Origin of the sequence: Gardnerella sp. DNF01199S (assembly GCF_049244155.1) — a bacterium.
GTDB lineage: Bacteria > Actinomycetota > Actinomycetes > Actinomycetales > Bifidobacteriaceae > Bifidobacterium > Bifidobacterium piotii.
The window spans coordinates 856,837-880,140 of sequence record NZ_CP058380.1; the positions used below are offsets into that span (position 1 = coordinate 856,837).

At 39.5% G+C, this 23,304-nt stretch carries 21 protein-coding genes; 11 read left to right on the plus strand and 10 right to left on the minus strand.

What is annotated here, in order from left to right:
* The first annotated feature begins 378 nt into the window (after positions 1 to 378).
* Together HXT45_RS03355 and HXT45_RS03360 are read left to right on the plus strand one after the other, a co-directional pair.
* Complete coding sequence (locus HXT45_RS03355) at positions 379 to 1,752, plus strand: PTS ascorbate transporter subunit IIC (RefSeq protein ID WP_421781227.1); 1,374 nt, start codon at positions 379 to 381, stop codon at positions 1,750 to 1,752.
* Positions 1,753 to 1,986: 234 nt separating this feature from the next.
* Complete coding sequence (locus HXT45_RS03360) at positions 1,987 to 2,715, plus strand: GntR family transcriptional regulator (protein ID WP_421781229.1); 729 nt, start codon at positions 1,987 to 1,989, stop codon at positions 2,713 to 2,715.
* Positions 2,716 to 2,817: 102 nt separating this feature from the next.
* On the opposite strand, the gene rpsT is transcribed toward HXT45_RS03360, so the two are convergent.
* Positions 2,818 to 3,078 (minus strand): 30S ribosomal protein S20, encoded by a 261-nt coding sequence (gene rpsT / locus HXT45_RS03365; protein ID WP_004130697.1) that lies wholly within the window; start codon positions 3,076 to 3,078, stop codon positions 2,818 to 2,820.
* A 182-nt stretch (positions 3,079 to 3,260) separates the two neighbouring features.
* Between rpsT and lepA the strand changes: the two genes are divergently transcribed.
* The 9 genes from lepA to HXT45_RS03410 all read left to right on the plus strand — a co-directional run bounded on the left by lepA (position 3,261) and on the right by HXT45_RS03410 (position 13,272).
* Positions 3,261 to 5,141, plus strand: a complete 1,881-nt coding sequence (gene lepA, locus HXT45_RS03370) for a translation elongation factor 4 (RefSeq protein ID WP_101889263.1) — start codon at positions 3,261 to 3,263, stop codon at positions 5,139 to 5,141.
* Positions 5,142 to 5,194: 53 nt separating this feature from the next.
* The gene (hemW, locus tag HXT45_RS03375) at positions 5,195 to 6,460 is read left to right on the plus strand and encodes a radical SAM family heme chaperone HemW (protein WP_421782293.1); all 1,266 of its coding nucleotides are present in this window, start codon (positions 5,195 to 5,197) and stop codon (positions 6,458 to 6,460) included.
* A 45-nt stretch (positions 6,461 to 6,505) separates the two neighbouring features.
* Positions 6,506 to 6,961, plus strand: coding sequence for a tripartite tricarboxylate transporter TctB family protein (locus tag HXT45_RS03380; protein ID WP_415680804.1), 456 nt, complete (start codon positions 6,506 to 6,508; stop codon positions 6,959 to 6,961).
* Positions 6,962 to 7,478: 517 nt separating this feature from the next.
* A complete protein-coding gene (locus HXT45_RS03385; protein ID WP_016635812.1) occupies positions 7,479 to 8,849 on the plus strand; it encodes an ABC transporter permease in 1,371 nt (456 codons plus the stop codon).
* 24 nt (positions 8,850 to 8,873) lie between these two features.
* Positions 8,874 to 10,238: an ABC transporter permease gene (locus tag HXT45_RS03390; RefSeq protein WP_421781232.1), complete on the plus strand. Its 1,365-nt coding sequence runs from the start codon at positions 8,874 to 8,876 to the stop codon at positions 10,236 to 10,238.
* A gap of 166 nt (positions 10,239 to 10,404) precedes the next feature.
* Positions 10,405 to 11,046 (plus strand): ABC transporter ATP-binding protein, encoded by a 642-nt coding sequence (locus tag HXT45_RS03395; protein WP_421781234.1) that lies wholly within the window; start codon positions 10,405 to 10,407, stop codon positions 11,044 to 11,046.
* A 168-nt stretch (positions 11,047 to 11,214) separates the two neighbouring features.
* Positions 11,215 to 11,679 carry a 5-(carboxyamino)imidazole ribonucleotide mutase gene (gene purE, locus HXT45_RS03400; RefSeq protein ID WP_410294377.1) on the plus strand — a complete coding sequence of 155 codons (465 nt, stop codon included), beginning with the start codon at positions 11,215 to 11,217 and terminating at the stop codon, positions 11,677 to 11,679.
* Positions 11,663 to 12,835, plus strand: coding sequence for a 5-(carboxyamino)imidazole ribonucleotide synthase (gene purK, locus HXT45_RS03405; RefSeq protein ID WP_016635808.1), 1,173 nt, complete (start codon positions 11,663 to 11,665; stop codon positions 12,833 to 12,835). The genes purE and purK overlap by 17 nt, the downstream gene beginning before the upstream one ends.
* Positions 12,836 to 12,861: 26 nt before the next feature.
* Positions 12,862 to 13,272: a Fur family transcriptional regulator gene (locus HXT45_RS03410; RefSeq protein WP_004130708.1), complete on the plus strand. Its 411-nt coding sequence runs from the start codon at positions 12,862 to 12,864 to the stop codon at positions 13,270 to 13,272.
* Positions 13,273 to 13,374: 102 nt separating this feature from the next.
* On the opposite strand, the gene HXT45_RS03415 is transcribed toward HXT45_RS03410, so the two are convergent.
* The 9 genes from HXT45_RS03415 to HXT45_RS03455 form a co-directional block, all read right to left on the minus strand.
* Positions 13,375 to 13,656 (minus strand): HU family DNA-binding protein, encoded by a 282-nt coding sequence (locus HXT45_RS03415; RefSeq protein ID WP_004112617.1) that lies wholly within the window; start codon positions 13,654 to 13,656, stop codon positions 13,375 to 13,377.
* A gap of 243 nt (positions 13,657 to 13,899) precedes the next feature.
* Positions 13,900 to 16,335 (minus strand): lysylphosphatidylglycerol synthase transmembrane domain-containing protein, encoded by a 2,436-nt coding sequence (locus HXT45_RS03420; protein WP_421781237.1) that lies wholly within the window; start codon positions 16,333 to 16,335, stop codon positions 13,900 to 13,902.
* 59 nt (positions 16,336 to 16,394) lie between these two features.
* Positions 16,395 to 17,837, minus strand: coding sequence for an adenylosuccinate lyase (gene purB / locus HXT45_RS03425; protein ID WP_421781239.1), 1,443 nt, complete (start codon positions 17,835 to 17,837; stop codon positions 16,395 to 16,397).
* A 64-nt stretch (positions 17,838 to 17,901) separates the two neighbouring features.
* Positions 17,902 to 19,524 carry an alpha/beta hydrolase gene (locus HXT45_RS03430; protein ID WP_421781241.1) on the minus strand — a complete coding sequence of 541 codons (1,623 nt, stop codon included), beginning with the start codon at positions 19,522 to 19,524 and terminating at the stop codon, positions 17,902 to 17,904.
* Entirely contained in the window at positions 19,524 to 19,775 is a 252-nt protein-coding gene (locus tag HXT45_RS03435) for a hypothetical protein (protein ID WP_128831774.1), read from the minus strand. The genes HXT45_RS03430 and HXT45_RS03435 overlap by 1 nt, the downstream gene beginning before the upstream one ends.
* Positions 19,776 to 19,908: 133 nt before the next feature.
* Positions 19,909 to 20,532, minus strand: coding sequence for a DUF6466 family protein (locus tag HXT45_RS03440; RefSeq protein WP_421781243.1), 624 nt, complete (start codon positions 20,530 to 20,532; stop codon positions 19,909 to 19,911).
* Positions 20,529 to 21,566 (minus strand): vWA domain-containing protein, encoded by a 1,038-nt coding sequence (locus HXT45_RS03445; RefSeq protein WP_421781245.1) that lies wholly within the window; start codon positions 21,564 to 21,566, stop codon positions 20,529 to 20,531. Before HXT45_RS03445 ends, HXT45_RS03440 begins: the two co-directional genes overlap by 4 nt.
* Positions 21,563 to 22,753: a vWA domain-containing protein gene (locus tag HXT45_RS03450; protein ID WP_421781247.1), complete on the minus strand. Its 1,191-nt coding sequence runs from the start codon at positions 22,751 to 22,753 to the stop codon at positions 21,563 to 21,565. The genes HXT45_RS03445 and HXT45_RS03450 overlap by 4 nt, the downstream gene beginning before the upstream one ends.
* A complete protein-coding gene (locus HXT45_RS03455; RefSeq protein ID WP_421781249.1) occupies positions 22,750 to 23,298 on the minus strand; it encodes a hypothetical protein in 549 nt (182 codons plus the stop codon). The genes HXT45_RS03450 and HXT45_RS03455 overlap by 4 nt, the downstream gene beginning before the upstream one ends.
* Between the last annotated feature and the right edge of the window lie 6 nt (positions 23,299 to 23,304).

A 23,304-nucleotide genomic window follows, 5' to 3' on the forward strand; every position in this document is an offset into this window, starting at 1 on the left:
TTTGCGCGATTTTTGTTGCCATGCGGCGTGTCTTGTATAAGAATTATTGTGATTATTTTCACATATTTTTAAGTTATTGACGAATAAAAGATTATTAATTTTCATATTATATACGATTTTGTTATATTATTTTCTGTTAAATCGCGATTATGCATAATTATTTTCATTTTATTTGCGATATGCCTAAAAATCGCCATAAATTGGATATAACGTTATAACAAATTTATGTCTTGGCTTATCCATTATTATGACTTTTGAATTAAACAAATTTGTGCATATTCTGGTTTGATTTAGCTAATTACACTATCTCTCTTGTAATTTGCGTTTTCATGCCAAAATGTGTCTAAAAATATTAACATACAAAATAAGGAGAGAACTGTGAACGGTATTCTTTCTATACTGCTCGATGTTTTCCGTCAGCCAGCTGTAATAGTTGCAATGATTTCTTTGATTGGACTTGCAGTTCAAGGCAAAAGTTTTTCCAACATTGTGCAAGGTTCTATTCGTACAATGGTTGGATTTTTGGTTTTAGCTGCAGGCTCTGGCGTTGTAACTCAAGCGCTTGATCCGTTTGGAAGTATGTTCCAATATGCTTTCCACGTTCAAGGTGTAGTTCCAAACAATGAGGCAATTATTGGAACCGTTCTTTTAAAGTACGGCTCGGAATCTGCTCTCATCTTCTTCTTTGGAATGATTGTAAACATTATTCTTTCTCTAACATCTCGCTTCAAATTCATTTATTTAACTGGTCATGTTGCTTTTTACATGGCTAGTATGATTGCAGTAATCTTCAATGTTGCAGGTTTTAACACTTTAGCCGTTATTATTTTCGGCTCTCTTGCACAGGGCTTATTTATTACGATTTCACCAGCGTTGGTGCAGTCGTTTATGCGTAAAGCTTCTGGCGAAGATGACGTAGCACTTGGCCACCCTGCTAGCAGTGGTGTTCTTATTGGAACTTTAGTTGCAAAGCTTACGCGTTCTAAAAAGCATCCGTCTAAGTCTACCGAAGATATTAAGTTCCCATCTGCTCTTGGATTCTTAAAAGACACTACGGTTTTGATTGCGCTTTCAATGGCCATTATTTACGTTGTGGTTGCTCTTTTTGCAGGCCCTGAGTTTATTGAGTCAAAGCTTTCGGGCGGTCAGAACTTTATTGTGTTCGTTATTCTTAAAGCAGCAATGTTCTCTGCAGGCGTATTTGTTATTCTTGCAGGCGTTCAAGTTGTTTTAGATGAGATTGTTCCAGCATTTAAGGGAATATCCGAAAAATTGGTTAAAAACGCTAAGCCAGCATTGGATGCTCCTATGACCTTTGGCTTTGCTCCAAACGCCGTTCTTATTGGATTCCTTGCAAGCTTTGCAGGCGGAATCGTTGGAATGGTTATTATGGCCTTGGCTGGCACAACAGTTATTATTCCAGGAATTGTTGCGCACTTTATGGCTGGCGGTGTTACTGGCGTGTTTAGCAATGGTCAGGCTGGTAGAAGAGGATGCATTATAGGCGGTTTCGTTAATGGCCTTGTTATTACATTCTTGCCTTTGCTTCTTTTGCCTGTTTTGGGTAATATTGGCTCTGCAAATTCAACCTATTCCGATGCTGATTACGGTGTAGCAGGCGTAATACTTGGCTACGCAAACGTTGCTGGCGGAAGAATTTTGATTATTGTTGCAATCGCTATTTTCTACGTTCTTTTCTATGCGTCGTCAATAATATTGACTCGTTTAGAAAAGAAAAAGTTAAATCGCTAGCAACAAACAATTCCGCTTCTAGCGCGTCGAATTATAGATTGACCTAATAGACTGATACAATTAAGCTAATATATGTTCAAAAAGCACTTTTGTAAGAATTGTCTTTGAATCGTAAGATTTTGGAATCATAGGTCTTTGAATCGTATTGTTTTTGAATCGCAGGGTTCTTGAATCGTAAGATTTTAGGCAATTCTTACAATTGTTTTTCTAATCATCCTGTTTGGAGAGTGAATTGTGGCTGAAGGTGTACCTAAATATGTAGCAGTGCGCGATAATCTTAGAAAGCGCATTGACTTAATGAAGCCGCAGGAGCAGCTCCCTCCAGAATTAGAATTATGCAAACAATACAACGTTAGTCGAATAACGCTTAGGCATGCAGTAGATAGTTTGATACTAGAAGGCTTGCTTGTTAGAATCCAAGGAAAAGGAACTTTTAGAGCAAAGAATATTGTTCATAGCTCTAATCGAGAAGTTATATCAGATAAAATTCAAGGATTCTATCAAAATTATTCCGAAAACAATACAAACGTGCGAATCAAGGTTATTCAAAACAGCATTGTTAAAGACGAGTCGGCTGCGCATAAACTTGGGCTAGACGAATCAGAAGACTTGATTTGCATAAAGCGACTAAAATACGTTGATAACGTTTTATCAAGTTATATTGTTGTTTATCTTTCGGCATCTAGATTCCCTAAGGTTTTGAATATCGATTTTTCTAAGCAATCAATAGTAAATTTCTTGGAAAGCGATTATGCTGTAAAGCTTTACGAAAATGATTTATTGATTCGCGTTGAACAGTTATGCGACGATATGTCTGAATTTTTGCATGTTGAGCCAAAAACGCCAGCGCTTACTGTTGAGTCGATTGTTAAAGATTCTTTTGGCTCTATAATCGCCTTTGGTGTTGGTATACATACGCCTAATTATGGAGATATTCAGTTTAAGATGCACGTTAATTCGTAAGCTTTGCGCTGTTTTGTACGATACAAAAATCCCCGTTGCCAAATGAAATCAAATGGTAGCGGGGATTCTTCAAACTCTAATTAATTCGCAATTATGCGATTATTAAAGAGCGTTGATTGCTACAGCAAGGCCAGACTTGCGGTTTGCAGCCTGATTCTTGTGAATCACGCCACGGCCTGCAGCCTTATCGAGCTTCTGAGAAGCTACTGCAAAAGCAGCCTGTGCAGCAGCCTTGTCACCAGCGGAAATGGCTTCGCGAGTAGCGCGGATAGCAGTCTTCAAAGCAGACTTTACTGCCACGTTACGCTTGTGTGCCTTTTCATTGGTGAGCACGCGCTTTTTCTGCGACTTAATGTTTGCCACTATTACTCCAAACGACGTTTACTATACTAAGGACATACAGTGTGCAAGCATAGCATGGTTTATGGATAAGTGTTTCTAGGCCAGTCAAGTGTTTCTAGGGTAGTCAAGTTGCTAACATTAGTTAGTTGCAATGCTTTTCGCATATTTGATTGCTCGTATAGTCTTAAAAGGAGATATTTGCTTTGATTACACCGCATAACCAGCCAGGATTTACGGATCAATCGTTGATACGCAACTTCTGCATTATTGCGCATATAGATCACGGCAAATCTACTGTAGCAGATCGCATTTTGCAGCTTTCGGGAATTGTGCCAGAGCGCGAGATGCGAGACCGATTTTTGGATCGCATGGATATTGAGCAAGAGCGCGGAATTACTATTAAATCGCAAGCTGTTCGAGTTCCGTGGACTTTTGACGGTAAAGAGTACTCGCTCGGCATGATTGATACTCCTGGTCACGTTGATTTTACTTACGAAGTTTCGCGTGCGCTTGCAGCATGCGAAGGTGCGGTTTTGCTTGTGGACGCAACTCAAGGTATTGAAGCGCAGACGCTTTCTAACCTTTATATGGCAATTGAACACGATTTAACAATTATTCCTGTATTAAACAAAATCGATTTGCCTAGTGCGGAGCCAGATAAGCATGCAGAAGAAATAGCTGGCTTAATTGGATGCAAGCCTAATGAAGTTTTGCGCGTTTCTGGAAAAACTGGCGAAGGCGTAAAAGATCTTCTCGACCAAATCGTGCTGGAAGTGCCAGCTCCTAGTGGAAATCCTAATGGTGCTGCTCGCGCGCTTATTTTTGACTCCGTCTACGATTCTTATCGCGGAATCGTCACCTATATTCGTATGGTTGATGGCGAGCTTAAGTCGCGTGAAAAATTGCATATGATGGGCATTGGCATGACGCACGATCCTATTGAAATCGGTGTTATTAGCCCAGATATGACTCCAACTAAGGCGCTTGGTGCTGGGGAAGTCGGCTATGTAATTACGGGTGCAAAAGACGTTAGCCAGTCTAAAGTTGGCGACACTATTACTAGTGCTGCGCATCCTGCGGCTAAGCCGTTGGAGGGCTACAGAGACCCTAAGCCTATGGTTTACGCAGGTCTTTTCCCAATTGATAACGCGCAATTCCCAGAGCTAAGAGATGCGCTCGATAAGCTAAAACTTAACGATGCTGCTCTTATTTACGAGCCAGAAACGTCCGTGGCGTTGGGCTTTGGTTTCCGTTGCGGATTCTTAGGTTTGTTGCATATGGAGATTGTTTCCGAGCGTTTAAGTCGCGAGTTTGGCTTGGATCTTATTTCAACTGCTCCAAATGTAACTTATGACGTTACTAGCGAAGACGGTACCGAGCATCATGTGACTAATCCTAGCGAGTTCCCAGAAGGCAAAATCAAGCGCATTATTGAGCCAATGGTTGCTGCCGATATTATTGCTCCAAAAGATTTTATTGGTGCGATTATGGATTTGTGCCAAGATCATCGCGGAGAAATGGGCACAATGGAATACATTAGTGCCGACCGTGTGGAAATGCACTACAGGATTCCTCTTGCGGAAATTGTTTTTGACTTCTTCGATCAGCTTAAAAGCCGCACAAAGGGTTATGCTTCGCTGGATTACCACGAAGATGGCGAGCAAGCTGCAGATCTTGTTAAGGTAGATATTCTTATTCAAGGAGATAAGGTCGACGCTTTTAGTGCGATTGTTCACCGAGATAAGGCTTATTCTTACGGCGTTATGATGACTAAGAAGCTTCGCGGACTTATTCCTCGCCAGCAGTTTGAGATCCCAATTCAAGCTGCGATTGGCTCTAGAATTATTGCTCGCGAAACGATTAGTGCGCTTAGAAAAGACGTGCTTGCTAAATGCTACGGCGGCGATATTACGCGTAAACGCAAGCTTCTTGAAAAGCAGAAGGCTGGTAAGAAGCGCATGAAGATGCTCGGACACGTTGAAGTTCCTCAAGAAGCATTTGTTGCAGCTTTAGCTACAGATGATAATGCGAACGATAGAGACACTAAAGATAAGATTCGCGCTGCGCAAAAATCCGAAGGCTGAGGCTTATATTGAATTTTGAATCGAACAAGTCTAGTGAAGATTCGCGTTCAATCATGCCTTTTGAAGTGTACGTGCATGTGCCGTTTTGTTTGCGACGCTGCGGTTACTGCGATTTTAACACGTATACAGCTCACGATTTGGGGGAGGGCGCAAGTCGAAGCGGATACGCGGATGTTGCAATTCGCGAGATGTGTCTTGTAAAAAAGTGGCAGGAATTCCACGGGATTTTCGAGCCGAAAGCGCAATCTGTTTTCTTTGGTGGAGGCACTCCGACTGTTCTTAAAGCGCAAGATTTAGTGCGAATTTTGCGTGAAATCAGCGAATTGTGGGGCATTATGCCTGGTGCGGAAGTCACTACGGAAGCAAACCCAGATACCGCAGACGAGTCTTATATTGAAACGCTTGCAAAAGGCGGATTTACGCGAATATCTTTTGGAATGCAATCTGCTGTGCCACACGTGCTAAAAACGCTTGACCGCACACATACTCCAGAAAACGTAGAGCGCGGAGTTAAAGCGGCGGATGCTTGCGGATTGCAATCTAGTGTTGATTTGATTTATGGCGCTCCAGGGGAGAGCATAGACGATTGGCGAAAGTCAGTAGAAATGGCTTTGAGCCTGGGAGTTAATCACGTTTCCGCATATGCGCTAACAGTAGAGCCTCGCACAAAAATGGGTCGTCAAATTGCTGCTGGCACAATTCAAGCGCCAGATGACGATGATGAAGCAGCAAAATACGAGTTGGCAGATAGTCTTTTTAGTTCTGCTGGCTTAAAGTGGTACGAGATTTCTAATTGGGCGCGCACTGGTTTTGAGTCTCGCCACAATCTTGGATATTGGAAGAACATTGATTGGGCAGGAATTGGCCCTGGAGCGCATTCGCATTACAATTCGGCGAGTGGTCTTAATAAGCAAAGCATGGATGATTGTGCTGTTTTGGCGGATTCAAGCAAGTTTTACAATCTTAGATCTTGGGATATTTTGCATCCAAAACGCTGGGCGCAGGCGATTAATGCAGGAAACGTGCCTTGGCAAAACTACGAGTGCATAAATAGCGAGGACGCGTTAATAGAAGAAGTAATGCTTGGTTTGCGCATTAGGGAAGGGCTTAGCGTTGATGAATTGTGCACAAAAATGCGTAAAGCCAATTGCGGATTTGACGATTCGTATTTGCAAAAAGTGCTAATCGAAGTGTGTAAAGAAGATTTGGCAGTGTTGAACGAGAATCGTATTATTGCCACTCAAAAAGGGCGTTTATTAAACGATTTATTAATCGAAAAAATTGTTGATGCGTGCCAAAATGGCGTAGTTATGCGTTAAAATGATTCGTATTGTGTGAAAATTCAACGCAGAAAGGAATCAATCATGGCAAACCGCAAGGAGCGTAGAGCAAAAGCCAGGCAGAATCGTAGGGGAATCCCGTCTCAATACGATCAAACAAATGGCCGCGGTCGTGGCGGAATGATTGATGAATACAATCTGCAAGAACATTCAAGAAGACTTCAAGAAAACGGCGTTGATGGATGGAAGCCATCTTCTAGCGTTACGCAAAGCCAGAGCAAGATGGAACGCAATATTAAGCGCGCGCAGGCTGGAGATGATAAGTGGAATGCTGTTCGCAAGGTTATTGGCGTGTGCTCTTGGGCTGTGCTTTTGCTTTCTGCGTTTGCGTTCTTGGTTGTTATGTGGTTGCCAAGTCAGCCGTTGGTGCTTGTTGTAACGATTGCTGTGTTGTTTGCTTTGGGCGTGTTTGGGCTGTTCTTTAGTTTTAGTAACGCTAAGCAAAATCCGCGTCTCGACGAGCATGGCACTGCGATTTAAGTGTATTTAGGTCGATTTAGGCGCGTTTATAAATAAATAAAACTGTTTTTAATAAATTAATAAATTAAGGCGGGCACTTTGGTAACGCAATGTGCTCGCCTTAATTGTTGTTGTATGTGCCTTTATCCATGCAAATCCTCGTCAAATCATGCAAAATAAATTTTTTTGACTGTAAAGTCTCAAGTTGTAAAACTTGCTAATCGATTAATAAATTTTCTTTCATTAACATTTAGTCACATAAATTATTTCAAATGATTATAACGACATGTCATATATTTTTCATTGAAAATCAGTAATTTTCATAAAATTTTCTAAGATTTTTGAAGATAATAAACAGATTATTCACAGTGTTTTATAAGGGTAAATAATATAGGCTACGTGATTGTACTTGCTGTGTGGCTATACGATTTTGTGGCTTATACGATTTTGTATTATTCGTGCGGCTTGTACTTAGTACTGATATTAATGATTGAATAACTACGATTTAACTACAAATGTTCGATGAGGATGGTAGTCAATGACATTTATTTCTCGCGCAATACGCTACGTTTTGAGAAAAAGAGTAAAAACAGCAATCGTGTTTGTAATACTAGCTTTGATTTCAACGCTTTTGCTAGCATCTTCTGCAGTTGCGATTGCTGCAGAAAAAGAAGGAAAAAAGGTAGAAGAGCAAGCGGAATCTAGTTTTGTTTTAGCAAATAATCCGCAAGTAAATCCTGGAACTCCTAGGGGAGCGGGAACCGTTAAACCAAGTGATGTTAAAAAAATCGCGTCACTAAAAAACGTTGATTCGTATGTTTTGCGTCAAAATGTTACAGCCGATTTAGTTGATGCAAAAGCAGCTAGAATCAAAGGTGTTCAAGACTACGATGCGCGCAGAGAAAAGCAATTTGGCAATGCTGTAAATCTAGAAGGAACAAACTCTTCTAAGGGCTTAAATGCGTTCAAAACAAAATCAATTCACATGGTTAAAGGAAGGGCTTTGCGTGAATCAGATGAGCATGCTTCCTTAATCCACGAAGATTTAGCAAAACTAAATGGCTTAAAATTAGGCGATTCGCTAACGCTTAAAGCAAACCCTTTCGACGCCGATAACCTTAACCATTCTACGGAGCAAGTAAAAACACGCATAGTTGGAATTTACGGCGGAGCTAACAATCGCCCAGTTGCAACGCGTGCAGAATTAACTGCAAATACTGTGTATACAGATTTAAAAACAACCAGAGAGCTTTACAAATATAAGCCTGGAAAAGAGATATACCAGGACGCAAGTTTTAAGGTTAAAAAAGGAGTGGACGCAGATTCTGTGATTGAAGAAGCGTCTAAGCTGCCGATTGATTTGCAAAACTATCAAATTACTCGAGATGACCAGTTTGTACAAGGCATGATTGGCGCAGCAAAAGGCGTAAAATCCATGATGAACATAACGGTTATTGCAGTAAGCGCGTTTGCTGTTGTAGCTCTTGGATTGGTTCTTATTCTTTGGATTAATGAGCGTAGAAAAGAAATTGGCGTTTTAACTTCCATTGGCGTTGGAAAAGCTTCCCTTGTGTTGCAGCAACTTTTTGAGCTTGTGTTGCTTGCGATTCCAGCTATTGCAATAGGTTATGGTTTTGCTAGCGCAATATCTCCATGGTTTAGCGACTGCGCATTAGGATCGGTAAAAAATTCCGCCGCGCAGCAGCTTAGCTCAATGGGCCAAGCTGGAGGAAACTTGGAATCAAGCATGGCCACTAGAACATTAGATAAGATTGCTGTTCAAGTTAGCTCAGATTGCTTAATTCAATCGTCATTAATGGTTCTAATGATTATTATTGTTGCGGTTGCGCTGTCTTATCTTCCTATTTTGCGAAAGTCTCCTAGAGATTTGCTTGGAATGCAAAAGTAGTTGACGTGCAAAAGTAGGTGTAAAATGACTCAAATTATAAAAAGATCTTGGCTAGCTATAGTTAGAAAACCAAGGCGTAGCGCTATTTTAGCGTTGATTATTACGGTTGTTCTTAGCGCGCTTATTTGCCAAGCGAGTGTTATTGCTTGCGTAAAAAATCTAGAGAATCAAATAACTTCCAGCATTGGTTTAGGCTTTAGCGTTTACGCAAAAACGCAAGGGCAGACTTTGCCAGAGTCTGAATCTTCCAGCGATTCTGCTGGTGATTCTACTGGTGATTCCGCTAAACAATCGCAGCAAGATATTCCTCAAGATTTGCAAAAAAACGAAGGAATTCCCGAAAGTCTTATTGCAAAATTTAAAAAGATTAGTGGAATAAAAACCATTGCAGAAGAAAAAGATGTTTTAGCAAATCCTGTTAACGCTAAAATCGTAGCGCCAATAAATGGTCCGCGTTTAGACAATGATGAAATGTTCTCGCTTGTTTCCATAACGGGAACAACTAAATCACAGTTAGCGCAGGGATTCCAAGAAGGATTATATAAGCTTGATGAAGGCAATCATATTGATTCTTCGGCACCTGGTAGCTTTAAGCGCGCAAAATCTGCAATAATTCACAAGAGCTTTGCTAAACAAAATAATCTTAAACTTGGGTCTGTTTTAACTCTAAAACAAGGCAGTAAAAGCATTAATCTTAAGGTTGTTGGCATTTTTTCTGGCAAGATGCAAACAAAAGGTGCTCTTCCTTCCGATTCTTCCGAAAATCGCGTAATAACTGATTTAGAATCCGCTTTTTACTTGTTTGGAAGTAAAAATCGCAGTTCTATAAAGTGCGTTATGCAAAATCCAAATAATCTAGAAAAAGCTTTAAAAGAAGCCAATAAAATCGCTAAAAACTATGGCAATGGCATGCTTTCTGTAGAAAATAATGCGCAAAGATTTGCCTCTGTTCTTCAATCTGTAAAAACAGTTAGGCAATTAGTGTTTATGATTCTATTTTGCCTTGCGATTGTTGCAGTAATAATTCTTGGCTTAGTTCTTGTATTTTGGGTTCGAGGAAGGCTTCACGAAGTTGGCGTTTTAATGGCAATTGGTGTAGAAAAACGTGTTATAGCTTTGCAAATGATTATAGAAGTTTTTATAATATCCGCATTTTGCTCAGTGCTGTCTACTGCTATTAGTGGTGCAATATCATCCAGTGTTGGATCAATGCTATTAGCAAATGTTGCAAATGGTGCAATTACGTACTCATCAAATCAGCCTTTGCTAACTAGCCAAACAGCGTTTGCTATTCTTATAGGATTCGCTATAGCGTTTGTATCTCTATGCATTGCTCTTGCGCCAATAATGTTTAAAAAGCCGCGTTCTATACTCAGCTCAATTAGTTAGAGGAGATTAAAGTGGCGTATTTTGTATGCATATAGCGCTTGCGATTAGTGCGCGGAATATATACATAGGCCAAAATAATCATAAAAATAATAGATAAATTTATAACACAGATTCATAAAAATATAGATTAATAGAAACACAGATTAATAGAATATTGGAGTTTATTATGACAACTTTATTAAAACTAAACAACGTTGATTACTCTTATGGAGCAACTAATATTGCGGTTCTTAAAAATGTTAATGCAGATTTTGAAGCTGGAAAAATCTATAGCATAACAGGGCCATCTGGAGCTGGAAAATCCACCATGTTATCTCTTCTAGCTGGTTTAGACTCGCCAACAAGCGGAACAGTATTGTTTAACGGGGAAGATATTTCAAAGAATGGTGGTTATGCTAATCATCGTAAGAACAATGTTTCTTTAGTTTTCCAGAGTTTTAATCTAATCGACTATTTGACTCCTGTAGAAAACTTGCGTCTTGTTAGCCCAAAGGCGGATTCTACGATTCTTAAAGAGCTGGGTCTTAGCGAAGACGAGTCCACTAGAAATATAACAAAGCTTTCGGGAGGCCAGCAGCAGCGAGTAGCTATTGCGCGAGCGCTTGTATCTTCTGCGCCTGTTATTCTTGCCGACGAGCCAACAGGTAGCTTGGATCCAAACACAACTCAAGAAGTTATAGCAATCTTAAAAGATGCCGCTCATAAACGCGGAAAATGCGTGATTGTTGTAACGCATTCTAGTGATGTTGCGGATGCTGCAGACGTAAAATATGTTCTTAAAAATAAGCAGCTAATAAAGAAGCAATAAAGAAGCTAATAAAGAAGCTAATAAAACACCAATTATTAGCCATTTTTCCGTGCTTATGCGTAAAGTAAAACTTGCGTATAAACTTTGCGCATAAGCTGCGTGTTTACGCATATACGGGAGGTTGTTGTGGCAGATATTTTAGATTCAAAACCTGTTGTGGCAGTTGTTATGGGCTCTTCTAGCGATTGGGAAACAATGCGTCACGCATGTGAAATCTTAGAAAAATTTAGAGTGCCGTATATAAAGCAAGTTATTTCTGCACATCGCACTCCAGAACTTATGGCAGATTTTGCACATAGCGCTAGAAAAAACGGTTTTCGTGTGATTATTGCTGGCGCTGGTGGAGCTGCACACTTACCAGGCATGATTGCTGCTCAAACAACGCTTCCAGTTGTTGGTGTTCCTGTAAAATCCCATGCTCTTTCGGGCTGGGATTCTTTGCTTTCTATAGTGCAAATGCCTGGCGGAATTCCAGTTGCAACAACCGCTGTTGGCAATTCTGGCGCTACAAACGCGGGCTTGCTTGCTGTAAGTATGCTTAGCACAACAGATAGTCGCCTAGAAAAAGAACTTGAAGATTACCGCAAAGAATTAAAAAAGAAGGTTGAGGAATCTAATGCCGAGCTTATGTGAAGCTACTGATGGTGCTGTAAAGTGCTTAATGCCAGGGGCAACTATTGGAATTATAGGCGGTGGTCAGCTTGGTCGCATGATGGCGATTGCTGCTAGAAGAATGGGCTTTAAAATCGGCGTTTTAGACCCAGCGCATAATTGCCCAGTGTTCCAAGTTGCGGATTTTCAAGTTGAAGCTGAGTATGATGATTTGGAAGCTTTAAAAAAGCTTGCTAAAAGTTGCGATGTGCTTACGTACGAATTTGAAAACGTAAACGCAGATGCTTTAGATAGTGTGCGCGATTTGGTTGCAGTTCCTCAAGGAACCGACTTATTGCGAGTTACGCAAGACCGTGTTTTTGAGAAAAGCTTTATTAACAATCACGGTATTGAAACTGCTAAATGGTGTGAAGTCAACAATTTAGACGATTTAGATAAAGCAATCGAAGAAATAGGTCTGCCTGCAATTCTTAAAACGCGCAGAGGTGGTTACGACGGCCACGGTCAAGACGTTTTGCGCACTAAAGAAGACGTTAATAATGTTCGTAATCGCGTAGAAAATGGCCAAGAGATGCCGCCTTCTATTCTCGAAGGTTTTGTTGACTTTGCTTTTGAAGCATCAATTCTTGTTTCGGGAAATGGAAGCGAATTTGTGACTTATCCGCTTGTAAAAAACGTGCATCACAATAGCATTTTGCACATGACTTTGGCTCCAGCAAATGTTGATGCTAAGGTTCAAGAAGCTGCGCATAGCTTAGCGCTTAGATTGGCTCAAGGCTTTAAGCTTGCTGGAACGCTTGGAATTGAGCTGTTTATTACTAAAGATAATCGCGTAGTAGTAAATGAGCTTGCGCCACGCCCGCATAATTCGGGGCATTATACGATTGAAGCTTGCGATATGGATCAGTTTGAAGCTCATGTTCGCGGTATTGTTGGATGGCCACTAAAAGAGCCTAAGCTGCTTTCTGCTGCTGTTATGGTTAATGTTTTAGGTCAGCATGTTGCGCCTACTCGCGCGCTTATTGCGGAGCATCCAGAATGGCATGTTCACGACTACGGCAAGGCACAGGTTCGTAAGAATCGCAAAATGGGCCATATTACTGTTCTTTGCAATAATCCTGTTGAGGAAGCCAATGTGTTAGACTCTACAGGTTGTTGGGATGACGAGCTTGATTAAAAGTTTTTGTTGCGAAAGGTTAAATAATGGTTGGTGAGCCAATACGCAGAAACACTAAGCAAAAGGAAACAGTTCTTGAGCATTTAAGAGCTTCGCGTAATTTTGTTTCTGCTCAAAATTTGCATCGCGCGCTTGTAGAAGATGGGGAAATCATTGGTTTGGCCACCGTTTATCGCCAGCTTAATACGCTTGCACAAAGCGGAGATGTTGATACTGTGCGTTTTAACGGTCAGCAGCTTTTTAGGATTTGCGACGAGAACACGCATCATCATCATCTTGTGTGCGAAAAGTGTGGCAAAACTGTAGACATAGAGCCTCCAGATGACGAAGGTTGGATTCATAAGATTGCTGAATCTCACGGATACACGGTTATAGACCACACTTTGGAAGTGTTTGGGCTTTGCAAAGATTGCAATAGTGAGAAACTAGAGCACTGAGTTAGAGCGCATAAAACACAGCGCATAAAACAAAAGAACGAGGAACAAATCCAACTTTGGGAATGTTCCTCGTTCTTGTAAGTCTACGCTTAAAGGTTCAACTTACTCAGTAACAGCCTTCTTAAGCAAAGAACCAGCGGAGATTCTAACACCGTAAGATGCAGGAATCTTAATGGTTTCGCCAGTACGTGGGTTGCGGCCAGTGCGCTCTGCGCGCTTTACGCGCTCTGCGGAGAACAGACCAGTGAGCTTCAATCCTTCGCCAGACTGCAAAGCCTCAACGAACACATCCTGGAATGCGTTGACAGCGGCCTCGGCCTGTGCCTTGGTAAGGTTGGACTTCTGAGCGATCTTCGAAACGAGATCAGACTTGTTGTATGCCATACAAGCATCCTTTGTGTTAGGGGCCTTCTCTTCCAAAGACCACTTTCACTCATAGATATTAGTACATTTTCCCTACAAATGCGCGGTTTTTCAGCGTTTTATTAAGATTTTTTTACGATTTTTTACTTTTTTTAGTGAATAAAGTGTATAAAAACCGCAAAAATGCCTTATATAGGCTTATTTATGCGGTTTTTAACTAAATATATTCTTTTTTTGACTCGTTAAATTTACGCTAATTTGTTATTAAATTAATCCCTTATTGCTAAGACTTTTCATTGCAAAAGCGCCTATTGGTATTCGTAACCAATAGAACATAAGGCGGTAAAGAAGAGTTGCAGATAATGCGATTGTTGGAGGAACGCCAACCGAAGTGAATGCAAAAGTCAAAGATGCTTCAACAGCTCCCAATCCGCCAGGCGTTGGAACAGCGGATCCAGCAGTGTTTGCTACTAAGAACAGAAGAACTGTTTCCCAAGGGTTTGCGTAGTATCCAAAAGCCAAAAGAGCAACCCAATATCCTAGTCCTGTTGCAAAAACAAGAATCAAACCGCCCAAAGTGCCGTTAAAAAGCTGTTTTGGTTTAGTTACAAGTTCTTTTATCTGTTTGCCATAGTCCGAAAGAATTGGAAGATATTTTTTGCGTATAAATTTGCGAATAGGAGTAATCGCCATAAACGCGCATAGGATTATAGTAACAATTCCTATTACGGTAATAAGCATATGCGTAGGAATCATTCCAGAAAGAAGGTTTTTACCAGTAAAAATTCCAACGCTAAATATAACAAGAGCGGTTACTAGCGATTGCAAAAGCCATACTGCGCTTGTAATCGCTGTTGCTTGAGATGTTGAACTACCATTTTTCTTTATAAGTTGCATGTTTACAAACGCAGGACCTACTCCAGCTGGCATAGATACGGCAGTAAATCCAGAAGCTGCTTGCGATGTAAATAAAACACCAGCATTTGGCTTTGAGTCATCCATAAAAGATCCTAGCGTAATAGAAGACCCAACCCAAGCAAGCATGCTGCATGCAAAGCAAGCAAAGACCATCACGCTATCTGCTTTTTTAAGCGCAAAAATAAATTCTTGCGGATGCCATTGAGTAACAATAGCCGAAATCGCAGCAATAATAAGGATTAAGCTAACAAAGAATCTAATATTAAAGCGCGCTAAGCGTACAGTGTCGTAGTCTTCTTCGTTGTTAAGCGTGCAAACTTTTTTGCTAATCTCATTTTTAAGATCTTCAAAAAGCTTTTTGTTGCAAGAAGAAAGTGACCTTGTAGACGCTGGAACGGCCGCTTTTTGAATAAATGGAAGTATTTGCGCAACCTTATATTCGCCCCAAACGTTTATTGCTGACTCAACAGCAGTTTTTGCATCAATGCAAGATGCGATTATTGTTAAAAGTTGAACTTTATCTAAAGCAATATTAGTTGAATCACTAGCAACATCGCCATTTTGCCAACCTGCAATTAGGGGAGTCCCATCTTCTAGTCGCGCAAGCGATTCGGGTCCTATTCTTCTGTGTGTAATACCTCTAGAGTTTGCAATATCAAGATATTGCATAAGTCTTTGAGCATCTTTAGCTGTAAGTGTGTTTAGATTGCAAGGAACAAGAACATTGCTAGTATGAAATACCATTATTGATGATTTTTCTAGATCTGTTACCCCATACACGTTTGCTGTAGCAAGATGCAAGTTTCTAAGAGCAAGTAGCATAGAAAGATGGTGATGTATTGAGTGTCTTGCAGAACGGTCTCGTCTAACTGGAATATCAATTAGCTTAACCCATTGCCATAGCTGATTTAGATACCCAGGCAAATGCACTTGATTGTCTAATACAGATATAACGTATCTTGTTCCGTGAATATCAATCGCATCGTATAGCCTTGAATTTTCAATCAAATCGTCGTCAAGACTAGACTTAAGAACTCCACTATGGTCGGTTGTTAGTGTTCTTCTATTAAGCTGAACAAGATGCGTAATGCCAATGTTTTCTAGTGCTTCAACAATATCTTTGCCCCACGCTCCTTTGCTTTGTGTTCCCTTAATAAACCGAATTAGTGTTCCAAAAGAACGTCCAATGCACCAAGAGGTTAATGCGCCTGCTAGCGAATGCCAAGAAGTTACGATTAATATTGGAGACGCAATTAGCAGCGCTTGCCAAGAGAGTTTTACGATTTTGTTATCTCTTCTAGGGCCGCTAACAGTTAGAAAAGCAACCAAAACCGCGTACATGTCTGGCAATAATTCTGTGCCACGACTATTAGATATTGAATTAAGAGATGCGAATATCGAAGGATTGTTTAGCGTTGTAAGAATGTAGGAAATATACCATACAAGCGGATACGTTAAAAGCAAAGTTATTGTTGATATTGCTGTATTAATCCATTTTTTCGAATCGATCATTGATACGATTACGCCAGCAACAATTGCGATTGTAAGCGCTTGCTGAAAAAGAGAAGATGGAAGTCCTTTTACAATCCACTCAATAATCTTCCCAGCATTTTTTGCGTCGTGTTCTACGCCTGCTGTTGTTCCCGAAAAACACGTTGCAAATAACACTACTGCTGTAGCTACGCCAGCAGATGCAATTGAGTAGATTAGATCTGCCCAATTGCGAACTAGCTTAGGCTCAACGTCGTTAATAACTAAATCATCTTTTACTTGCGATTGCATAGTACACCGTTTATTTATTTAATAGTTATTAATGTTTAATAAGTTATTGAACAAAATAGTTATTGAATAAAATCCACCAACTGTGATGCAATTCCAGTATAAGATTCTGGAGTAAGATTTTTTAGCCTACTTGCAGTTTGAGCATCGAAGTTTCTAGAAGATATAAAATCTTCAACATCTTGTCTAGAAATACTATGACCGCGCATAAGCTCTTTAACTTGCTCGTACGGCTTTTCCATTCCTTCTACACCAGCAATCTCTTGAGCGCGCATAGCAGTTTGGATTGGCTCTCCAAGAACTTCCCAATTGCTATTAAGCTCTTCGCTCATCATTTGCGTGTTTGGATGAATTGACTTTAAGCCGCCAAGAAGATTGTTCAAAGCAAGAAGAGCGTAGCCGAATGCGGATCCAACGTTTCTTTGAGTAGTGGAATCTGTTAAATCGCGCTGCCATCGGCTCTCGGTAAGTGTTGCACAAAGTGTATCGAAGAGTGCGCAAGAAATCTCTAGATTTGCTTCCGCGTTTTCGAATCGAATAGGGTTCACTTTGTGAGGCATTGTGGAAGACCCAGTAGCGCCTTTAACAGGAACTTGCACAAAAACGCCGCGAGAAATGTACATCCACACGTCTACAGCAAGATTGTGAAGAATGTGATTAATGTGACTTACAGTGCTATAAAGTTCCGCTTGCCAATCGTGGCTTTCGATTTGCGTTGTGAGAGGATTAAAGCAAAGACCCATTCTGTTTTCTACAAATTCTTTAGAAACGTTAAGCCAATCAACATTAGGGAAAGCAGCAAGATGAGCGCCAAAAGTTCCAGTAGCGCCATTTATTTTTCCAAGATACTCTTGGCAGTTAAGGTGTTTTAGCTGGCGATTTAGCCTATAAACAAACACAGCAAGCTCTTTGCCTAAAGTTGTAGGAGTTGCAGGCTGGCCGTGAGTTAGCGATAGCATTGGCATATCTCTATACTCTTGCGCTTTTTGAGTCAAGTAATCAACAATAGCTTGCAAATTTGGCCTATAAACATTTTCAACAGCGTTTTTTACGCAACGAGCTATAGAAAGATTGTTTATATCTTCGCTTGTGCAAGCAAAATGAACTAATGTTTTAAGATTGCTAAGCTGGGTTTTATGCCCTAATACTTGCTCTGCTTTGTCTAACTCGTCGTCAATATAGTATTCAACAGCTTTAACGTCGTGATGTGTAACAGCTTCGTGAGATGCATGGCGTTTTATGCCTTCTGCTCCAAAGTTTTCTGGGATTGCGCGCAAATAATCGCATTCCTCGTCTGTTAAAGGCTTTACGCCATCTACAATCGTCTTAAAATCGTTTCCCTTATAACCGTTTGCTAGAAGAATCATCCATTCAACTTCTACACGTATGCGCTCGCGATTTAATGCTGGTTCGCTTAAATATTCTACAAGGCTTGCGGTTTGGTTGTGGTATCTTCCATCTAGAGGAGTTAAAGCAATAGCAGGGCAAATATCAGTAAGCTTCATACCTTAAAGGTTACAGCATGGCATGAAACTACTAACTTTTGAGCGTTGCTATTTTACTTTTGTGCTAGTGCTTCATAACTCCTTGCCATAACGTTGTTTCTTCTAATTTTCCGCTTAATATCTTATTAAAATGCGATTCTTGAGTTCTAATTTCTTTAGACGCAAGTTGGTGAGCGTCTGCATATGCTGCTTGATGATAGTTCAAATCGTGTGTGAGTGTTCCTTCTTCTGGTACATTTTTTACTAATATTCCGTCTTTTTCAAAGATATTTTTTGTGTTGCGATTTGTGTTGCCAATCTTATTACGATTTTGTTTAGAGACATTTTCCTCATCTTCTTCTTTTCTTTTATTTCTATTAACGCTTTTACTTGCCACTGCTTTGCTTGCAACTGCGTGAATCGTAACCCAATTATTTCTGCTCGGATTACTTGCTCCGTCTAATGTTGGAACAAGTTCATCTTCCATTTCTATGCTCGTAACCCAAGTTTTGCTTGGAATTGCGTGATTTGCTATTGGAGACCCAGCAGTTACAACGTGTTTTATGTTGTATTGTTTTGAATAGTCGCTAGCAATTCCTGCAGCTACAATTCCGCCTTGAGAATGTCCAAGAAGAACAACGCTATCGTTTGGTTTAATGCCGCTTTTCTTCATTGCTTCTACAACCATTCTTGTGCTGTCTGCGTTCATTCTTACGCTTCTAGAACTGCTCATAACCTCTGCATTTTGAGGCCATCCAAAAGGAGACTTTGGCTTACCGTCTGTTCCAGGTATTGTAACAAGCCAAGACGTGCTACCGTCTTTTTGCCTAAAACGTTGAATTGCGATTGTTGCAGCATCTGGATTTGTTTTTGGAGGATGCACAGAAAGATTGCCGCTAGAAAGATTGTTAAGATTTTCAAGCGCTTGACCAATATTGTTTCCTTTATAGAGGAATATTTTAGATTGCGCGTTTTTAGGCAAAACTAATTTTGTTACTTTAAGATTGTTCCCTTGGTTTGCATCGTTGATTTTTGAGCTAAACATGCTTAATGCGCTTGCAAAAGTGGAAACTGGTGCTTTTGAATGTTTTACATCGTTCTTTTCTTGAATACTAGAAAAAAGACGAATAGGGATTCCTGTTATGGGGTTTATTAGAAAATGTTTAGAAAAGCCTCTAATAAATCCTTGCTGAATAGGAGCTGTTGCGTGGCTCCACTTAGAAAAGTTTTTCATGCCACTTTTTTGAGTCATGTCTAAAATTGCGCTGAACCCTACGCTTGCAAAGAATGGTACTGCAGCAATAGGGAAGATGGTAGTTCCAATCGAAACAAGGTTATCTAAGGTTTCTCTATTTTTGTATTCTGCTTCAGAATATAAGTTATTTGCTCTGACTATTAGAGTTGCTAATTCACTAAGATTATTAGACATTGATTCGCATTGGCTTGACTTTATTCTGCATTCGTTAGAATCAGGCAAGTTTTGCAAAGCATGTTGATTAATGTTTTCGCTAAAACAGTTGTTTTGGTTTTGTACAAGAGCTGCTTTTTGGCTTTCGATTTGCATTGCAGTTTGCATCCAACAAGCGCTTAGTGAGTGAAAATCGTTTGATAGTTCGCTAAGTCTTGCAGCTTTTGTTCTATACGCGTTAGAATCATCAACACTAAGAGGTTCGCCGCCAGTTATTGTGGATTTTACTCTCCAAGGCATTATTTACCCCCAAAGTTTAGCATCGATCTAAAAGTAGAATTAGCGTTAATAAAATCAGCGTCAACAAAACTAGTGTTAACAGAGCTTATTTGACATGCTTGTCTAGCAGTTTTAGCCATCTCTTCGTTAAACGCGTTTGCGGCTCTTCCGTGCCAGTCTTTAAGAGTGTTGGAGTGTGCTTCGCTAAGCACGCTGTTAGAGCATTGTTCTGTTCTTTCTAACAGCCACTGGTAGTCGTTAAATATGTGCATACAAACATTACACACAATGTTTTTCAAATAGTCACGAAAATTCTTGCAATGTGGTTAAAGGCTATAGGCCTTGAAATATAAGGATTTTGTGTTTTTGATTTATTTTTTATTTTGATTTTATTTTTATCGCAATCTACCAAGGCTTATTACTGGAATCTTCTTTTTTAGAAGACTTAGTTTTTTCATTCTTGTTTGATTCGTCTTTAGTGGAATCATCGCTATTTTGATCTGATTGATTTTGCGAATTTTGGCTAGAATCGCTTTGATTATTTTGCTTTAGCAAGTCTTGAATCTTACTTTTTTGAGAATTGCTTAAGCTTGATTTATTAGATTTTTCTTGCGCTTTGTTAGGCATATTTTTGCGATTATTTTGGCTTGTTTGCGCATTAGAATCCGTATCTTTTTTATCTTGGTTAAGCTGGTTTTGCAAGCTTTTAGTAAGCTCTTTAGATATTATTGCGTTATGATTAATGCTCTTTAATAAGTGTGGCATTAAAATTGTGTAAGGCGATTTTGCTTCGTTAAATTGGTCATCAACCTGTTTTTGAGATACAACCAACGTTTCTTTATCTGCATCAACCTTCTTCGATGCTTTTATGTTGTTTATAAGACTTTTTGTAGCAGCATTATACGTTGATTCTGCTTTAAGATTAGTTGCAATTAAATAGATTGATACCATGCATAGAAATATAACAATAGAAGATATTGCAATAATAGAAAATCTTAGGAACGACTTAGGTGTGATTTTGCTAATCATATAAGCTTCCTCGACTTTGTAATCCAGCATGCCAATTCCCAAAGAATTAATACACTTGCAAGAATAGCAAACGGCCAAACGATTGGATACGGCCTAATCCTTGGTTTAACAGTGTTGTTTTGTCTCCATTGCTTAGAAAGAATTTGCTTTGCTTCTATGCCAATAGAATGGTCTTTACTAGAATCAATATATTTTCCGCTAAGCTCGTCTGCAATATTCTTAAGATTTTTTGAATCCATTTTAGATATTCCAGGCTTTTTTGTAGAAGGGTCAATAACCCATTTTTCAGACTGTTTTATAGAAGAATCAGTTACATTAATATCGTCTAAATTATCTAACTTAGTGCTTTTATTTGGTATTTTTCCGCCATTTTTAGAGCCAACACCAATTACGTAAGCATGATTTATGTAGCCGCGCAAAGATGAGAATGTTCTTCGCTTTCTGCTAGTAGTTTCTTCGCCATCGCTAATCAAATACAAAACAGTAACATCTTGCGGATGAGCGTCGTGAATTGCTTTAGTGGCAAGAAGAGTTTTATCTAAAGGCGCGTCTAAGCTAGTTCCATTTGAAACTCCAACAGGCTCTGTGTTAATAGTGTTAACCCAATTTTCAATGGCATTTGCGTCTGGAGTTAGAGGAACGTCAACACTAGAAGACGCTCCAAATCTGATTGCGCTAAAGCTTGCGTTTGCGTAATTATTCGTCACTTGCTTTATTATTTGCTTTGCACTGTTAAATCTAGTAGTGAGATTGTTATTTAAGTCTTTAGAATCATTAACGTTCATAGAGCCAGTAACGTCTAAAACAAATATTACGTTTGTAGCATTAAGAGAGCGTTGCAAGGTACTTTTCATAACATAAGGGCATAATGCGCAAATCGCAAGCAAAACGCATATTAAAACTCTGCGAACACGCATATAAATAGTTTCATCTGTGTTATAAGAGTTGCGTTTTAGCGGGAAAATCTCAAATAGTGCTAAAACAGCAAGAATTGCAATTAAGATTAACGAAATCCAACTAAAATATATTCTCATCGTTTTATCCTTCTTGCAAAAATAAGCCAAAGAGACACAAAAATAACCGCCAAAATTGTTGCAATACTAGGGTCATCGCTTAAAGCTGATTGAGATGAATCATTTGGAATACTCGTATGTTGCTGCTCGATTTTACGAACCAAAGCCATTACAGAATCAGCGTTATGTTGCGTTAAGAAAATGCCTCCGTTTTGAGTAATTAGATCACGCATTTGCCTAGTGGTTGCCTCGTTTTCGGTTTGAGCAGACCCAGAATACAATCCGTCAACTTGAATATTCGCTTGTTTTGTTAAGTCTAAAGCTGCTTTAAGTGAATAAGACGGCTTTCCGGAAACAACATTGTCTGTTGCTAAAACAATAGAAGCACTACGATTAAGGCGATTATGAGGCTTTTTAGAATTGTTAGAAGAGCCGTATACAACTCCAGGAATCATTGCAGCACAACTAACAAGACCATCTCCGATTAAAGATGTTGCTTCTTTCCGATTTTGAGTTCCATCAAGCCATGTAGAAATTTGCTGATATTGCTTTTGTTGCATATTGTCGATTTTGTCTTGAGTTTGAACTCCGTCCAAGAGTTTAGAAGCGTATTGCAATTGCTTTTTAACAAGCGAATAATCGTCTGTTAGTGGAAAAACAGTTCTAGATGTTGAGTTAAAAATACTCAAGCCAATGCGCTCGCCTTGAAAATGCTCAACAAATTTTAAGTAAGCGTTAATAACTTCTAAATCGTAGGGAAGAGTGGAGCCAGAAACGTCTAAGCAAAGCACAATATCTCTAGAACTCGATTGCTCGTTTGCGTCTAAAACTCTAGAAGGCCTTGCGCTAATAGCGAGTGTGCATAAAAGCGTAAGAGAAAGCATTAAAGCACATGTTCTTCGCAAAATATTCCATAATCGCCATCTTCTTGAGCATATGCTTCCTTTAAGGTCTTCGTCTAAAGAAAAAGACGTTAAAAAGCTTGTTTCTAGTATTTTGGAAGATTTAATTTTGTAGTTTTTAGAATTACGTTTTTTAATCTCACTTATTGCAAACGCTGATATTGCAACGATTACGCTTATTAAAATGCCAAAAACAAAGATTAGTGGCCATTTTAATCGCATTGAAAATAGTGCAGAAGCAAATATTTTGCTCATTTCTAAATTAGGTATTGCCAAAGTGCATGTGGTTAAATTGGAGAATGTCATTTTTTATTCTCCTTTGGCTTGTTTTCTTTTGTTTTCCAACTTTCAAGAAGAACAAGAACCCACCTTGCGCCTTGATCAACATCCGTATTTTTAGCTTGATTATTATATTTAGTATCTGCAAATTCAGTAGGGTATAGTGCTGCAATAGTTTGGCGCAATAAGTCTGCTCCATGCGTGTTCTTCCAAGAATTTCTAAGCGAACTTATGTCTGAAAGAGTGTGTGATTTAATGTTTTCGCCACTGATTATCGAAACATATTGTCTTGCAATTTGAGCTAATTTTGCAAAAGCTTGATCTTTTTTAATCTTTTTTTGATTATAGTCGCTAACAACTTGCTCGATTTTTTTACGCCATTCTTGCTTATTTGCATTTAGAGTATGCGCAGCATTCTTTACATCTTTTTTATCATTAACTTTAGGATTGATTTTGCATATAGCAAAATAGAGCATTGCGCTTGCACAAAGTGCCACTATTATGCTTAAACCAATAAAAGCAAGAAGCATTGTTTCGTCGTTTAAAACCTTTTGAACATTAAGAATACTCACTGATTA

Bases quoted from the DNA above. Each gene is read 5' to 3' on its own strand.
- HXT45_RS03435 (WP_128831774.1), bottom strand. From the start codon at position 19,775: ATGCACATATTTAACGACTACCAGTGGCTGTTAGAAAGAACAGAACAA.
- HXT45_RS03395 (WP_421781234.1), top strand. From the start codon at position 10,405: ATGACAACTTTATTAAAACTAAACAACGTTGATTACTCTTATGGAGCA.
- HXT45_RS03420 (WP_421781237.1), bottom strand. From the start codon at position 16,335: ATGCAATCGCAAGTAAAAGATGATTTAGTTATTAACGACGTTGAGCCT.
- purK (WP_016635808.1), top strand. From the start codon at position 11,663: ATGCCGAGCTTATGTGAAGCTACTGATGGTGCTGTAAAGTGCTTAATG.
- HXT45_RS03445 (WP_421781245.1), bottom strand. From the start codon at position 21,566: ATGAGAATATATTTTAGTTGGATTTCGTTAATCTTAATTGCAATTCTT.
- HXT45_RS03450 (WP_421781247.1), bottom strand. From the start codon at position 22,753: ATGACATTCTCCAATTTAACCACATGCACTTTGGCAATACCTAATTTA.
- purE (WP_410294377.1), top strand. From the start codon at position 11,215: ATGGGCTCTTCTAGCGATTGGGAAACAATGCGTCACGCATGTGAAATC.
- HXT45_RS03440 (WP_421781243.1), bottom strand. From the start codon at position 20,532: ATGATTAGCAAAATCACACCTAAGTCGTTCCTAAGATTTTCTATTATT.
- HXT45_RS03380 (WP_415680804.1), top strand. From the start codon at position 6,506: ATGGCAAACCGCAAGGAGCGTAGAGCAAAAGCCAGGCAGAATCGTAGG.
- HXT45_RS03410 (WP_004130708.1), top strand. From the start codon at position 12,862: ATGGTTGGTGAGCCAATACGCAGAAACACTAAGCAAAAGGAAACAGTT.
- HXT45_RS03430 (WP_421781241.1), bottom strand. From the start codon at position 19,524: ATGCCTTGGAGAGTAAAATCCACAATAACTGGCGGCGAACCTCTTAGT.
- purB (WP_421781239.1), bottom strand. From the start codon at position 17,837: ATGAAGCTTACTGATATTTGCCCTGCTATTGCTTTAACTCCTCTAGAT.
- hemW (WP_421782293.1), top strand. From the start codon at position 5,195: ATGCCTTTTGAAGTGTACGTGCATGTGCCGTTTTGTTTGCGACGCTGC.
- HXT45_RS03390 (WP_421781232.1), top strand. From the start codon at position 8,874: ATGACTCAAATTATAAAAAGATCTTGGCTAGCTATAGTTAGAAAACCA.
- HXT45_RS03385 (WP_016635812.1), top strand. From the start codon at position 7,479: ATGACATTTATTTCTCGCGCAATACGCTACGTTTTGAGAAAAAGAGTA.
- HXT45_RS03415 (WP_004112617.1), bottom strand. From the start codon at position 13,656: ATGGCATACAACAAGTCTGATCTCGTTTCGAAGATCGCTCAGAAGTCC.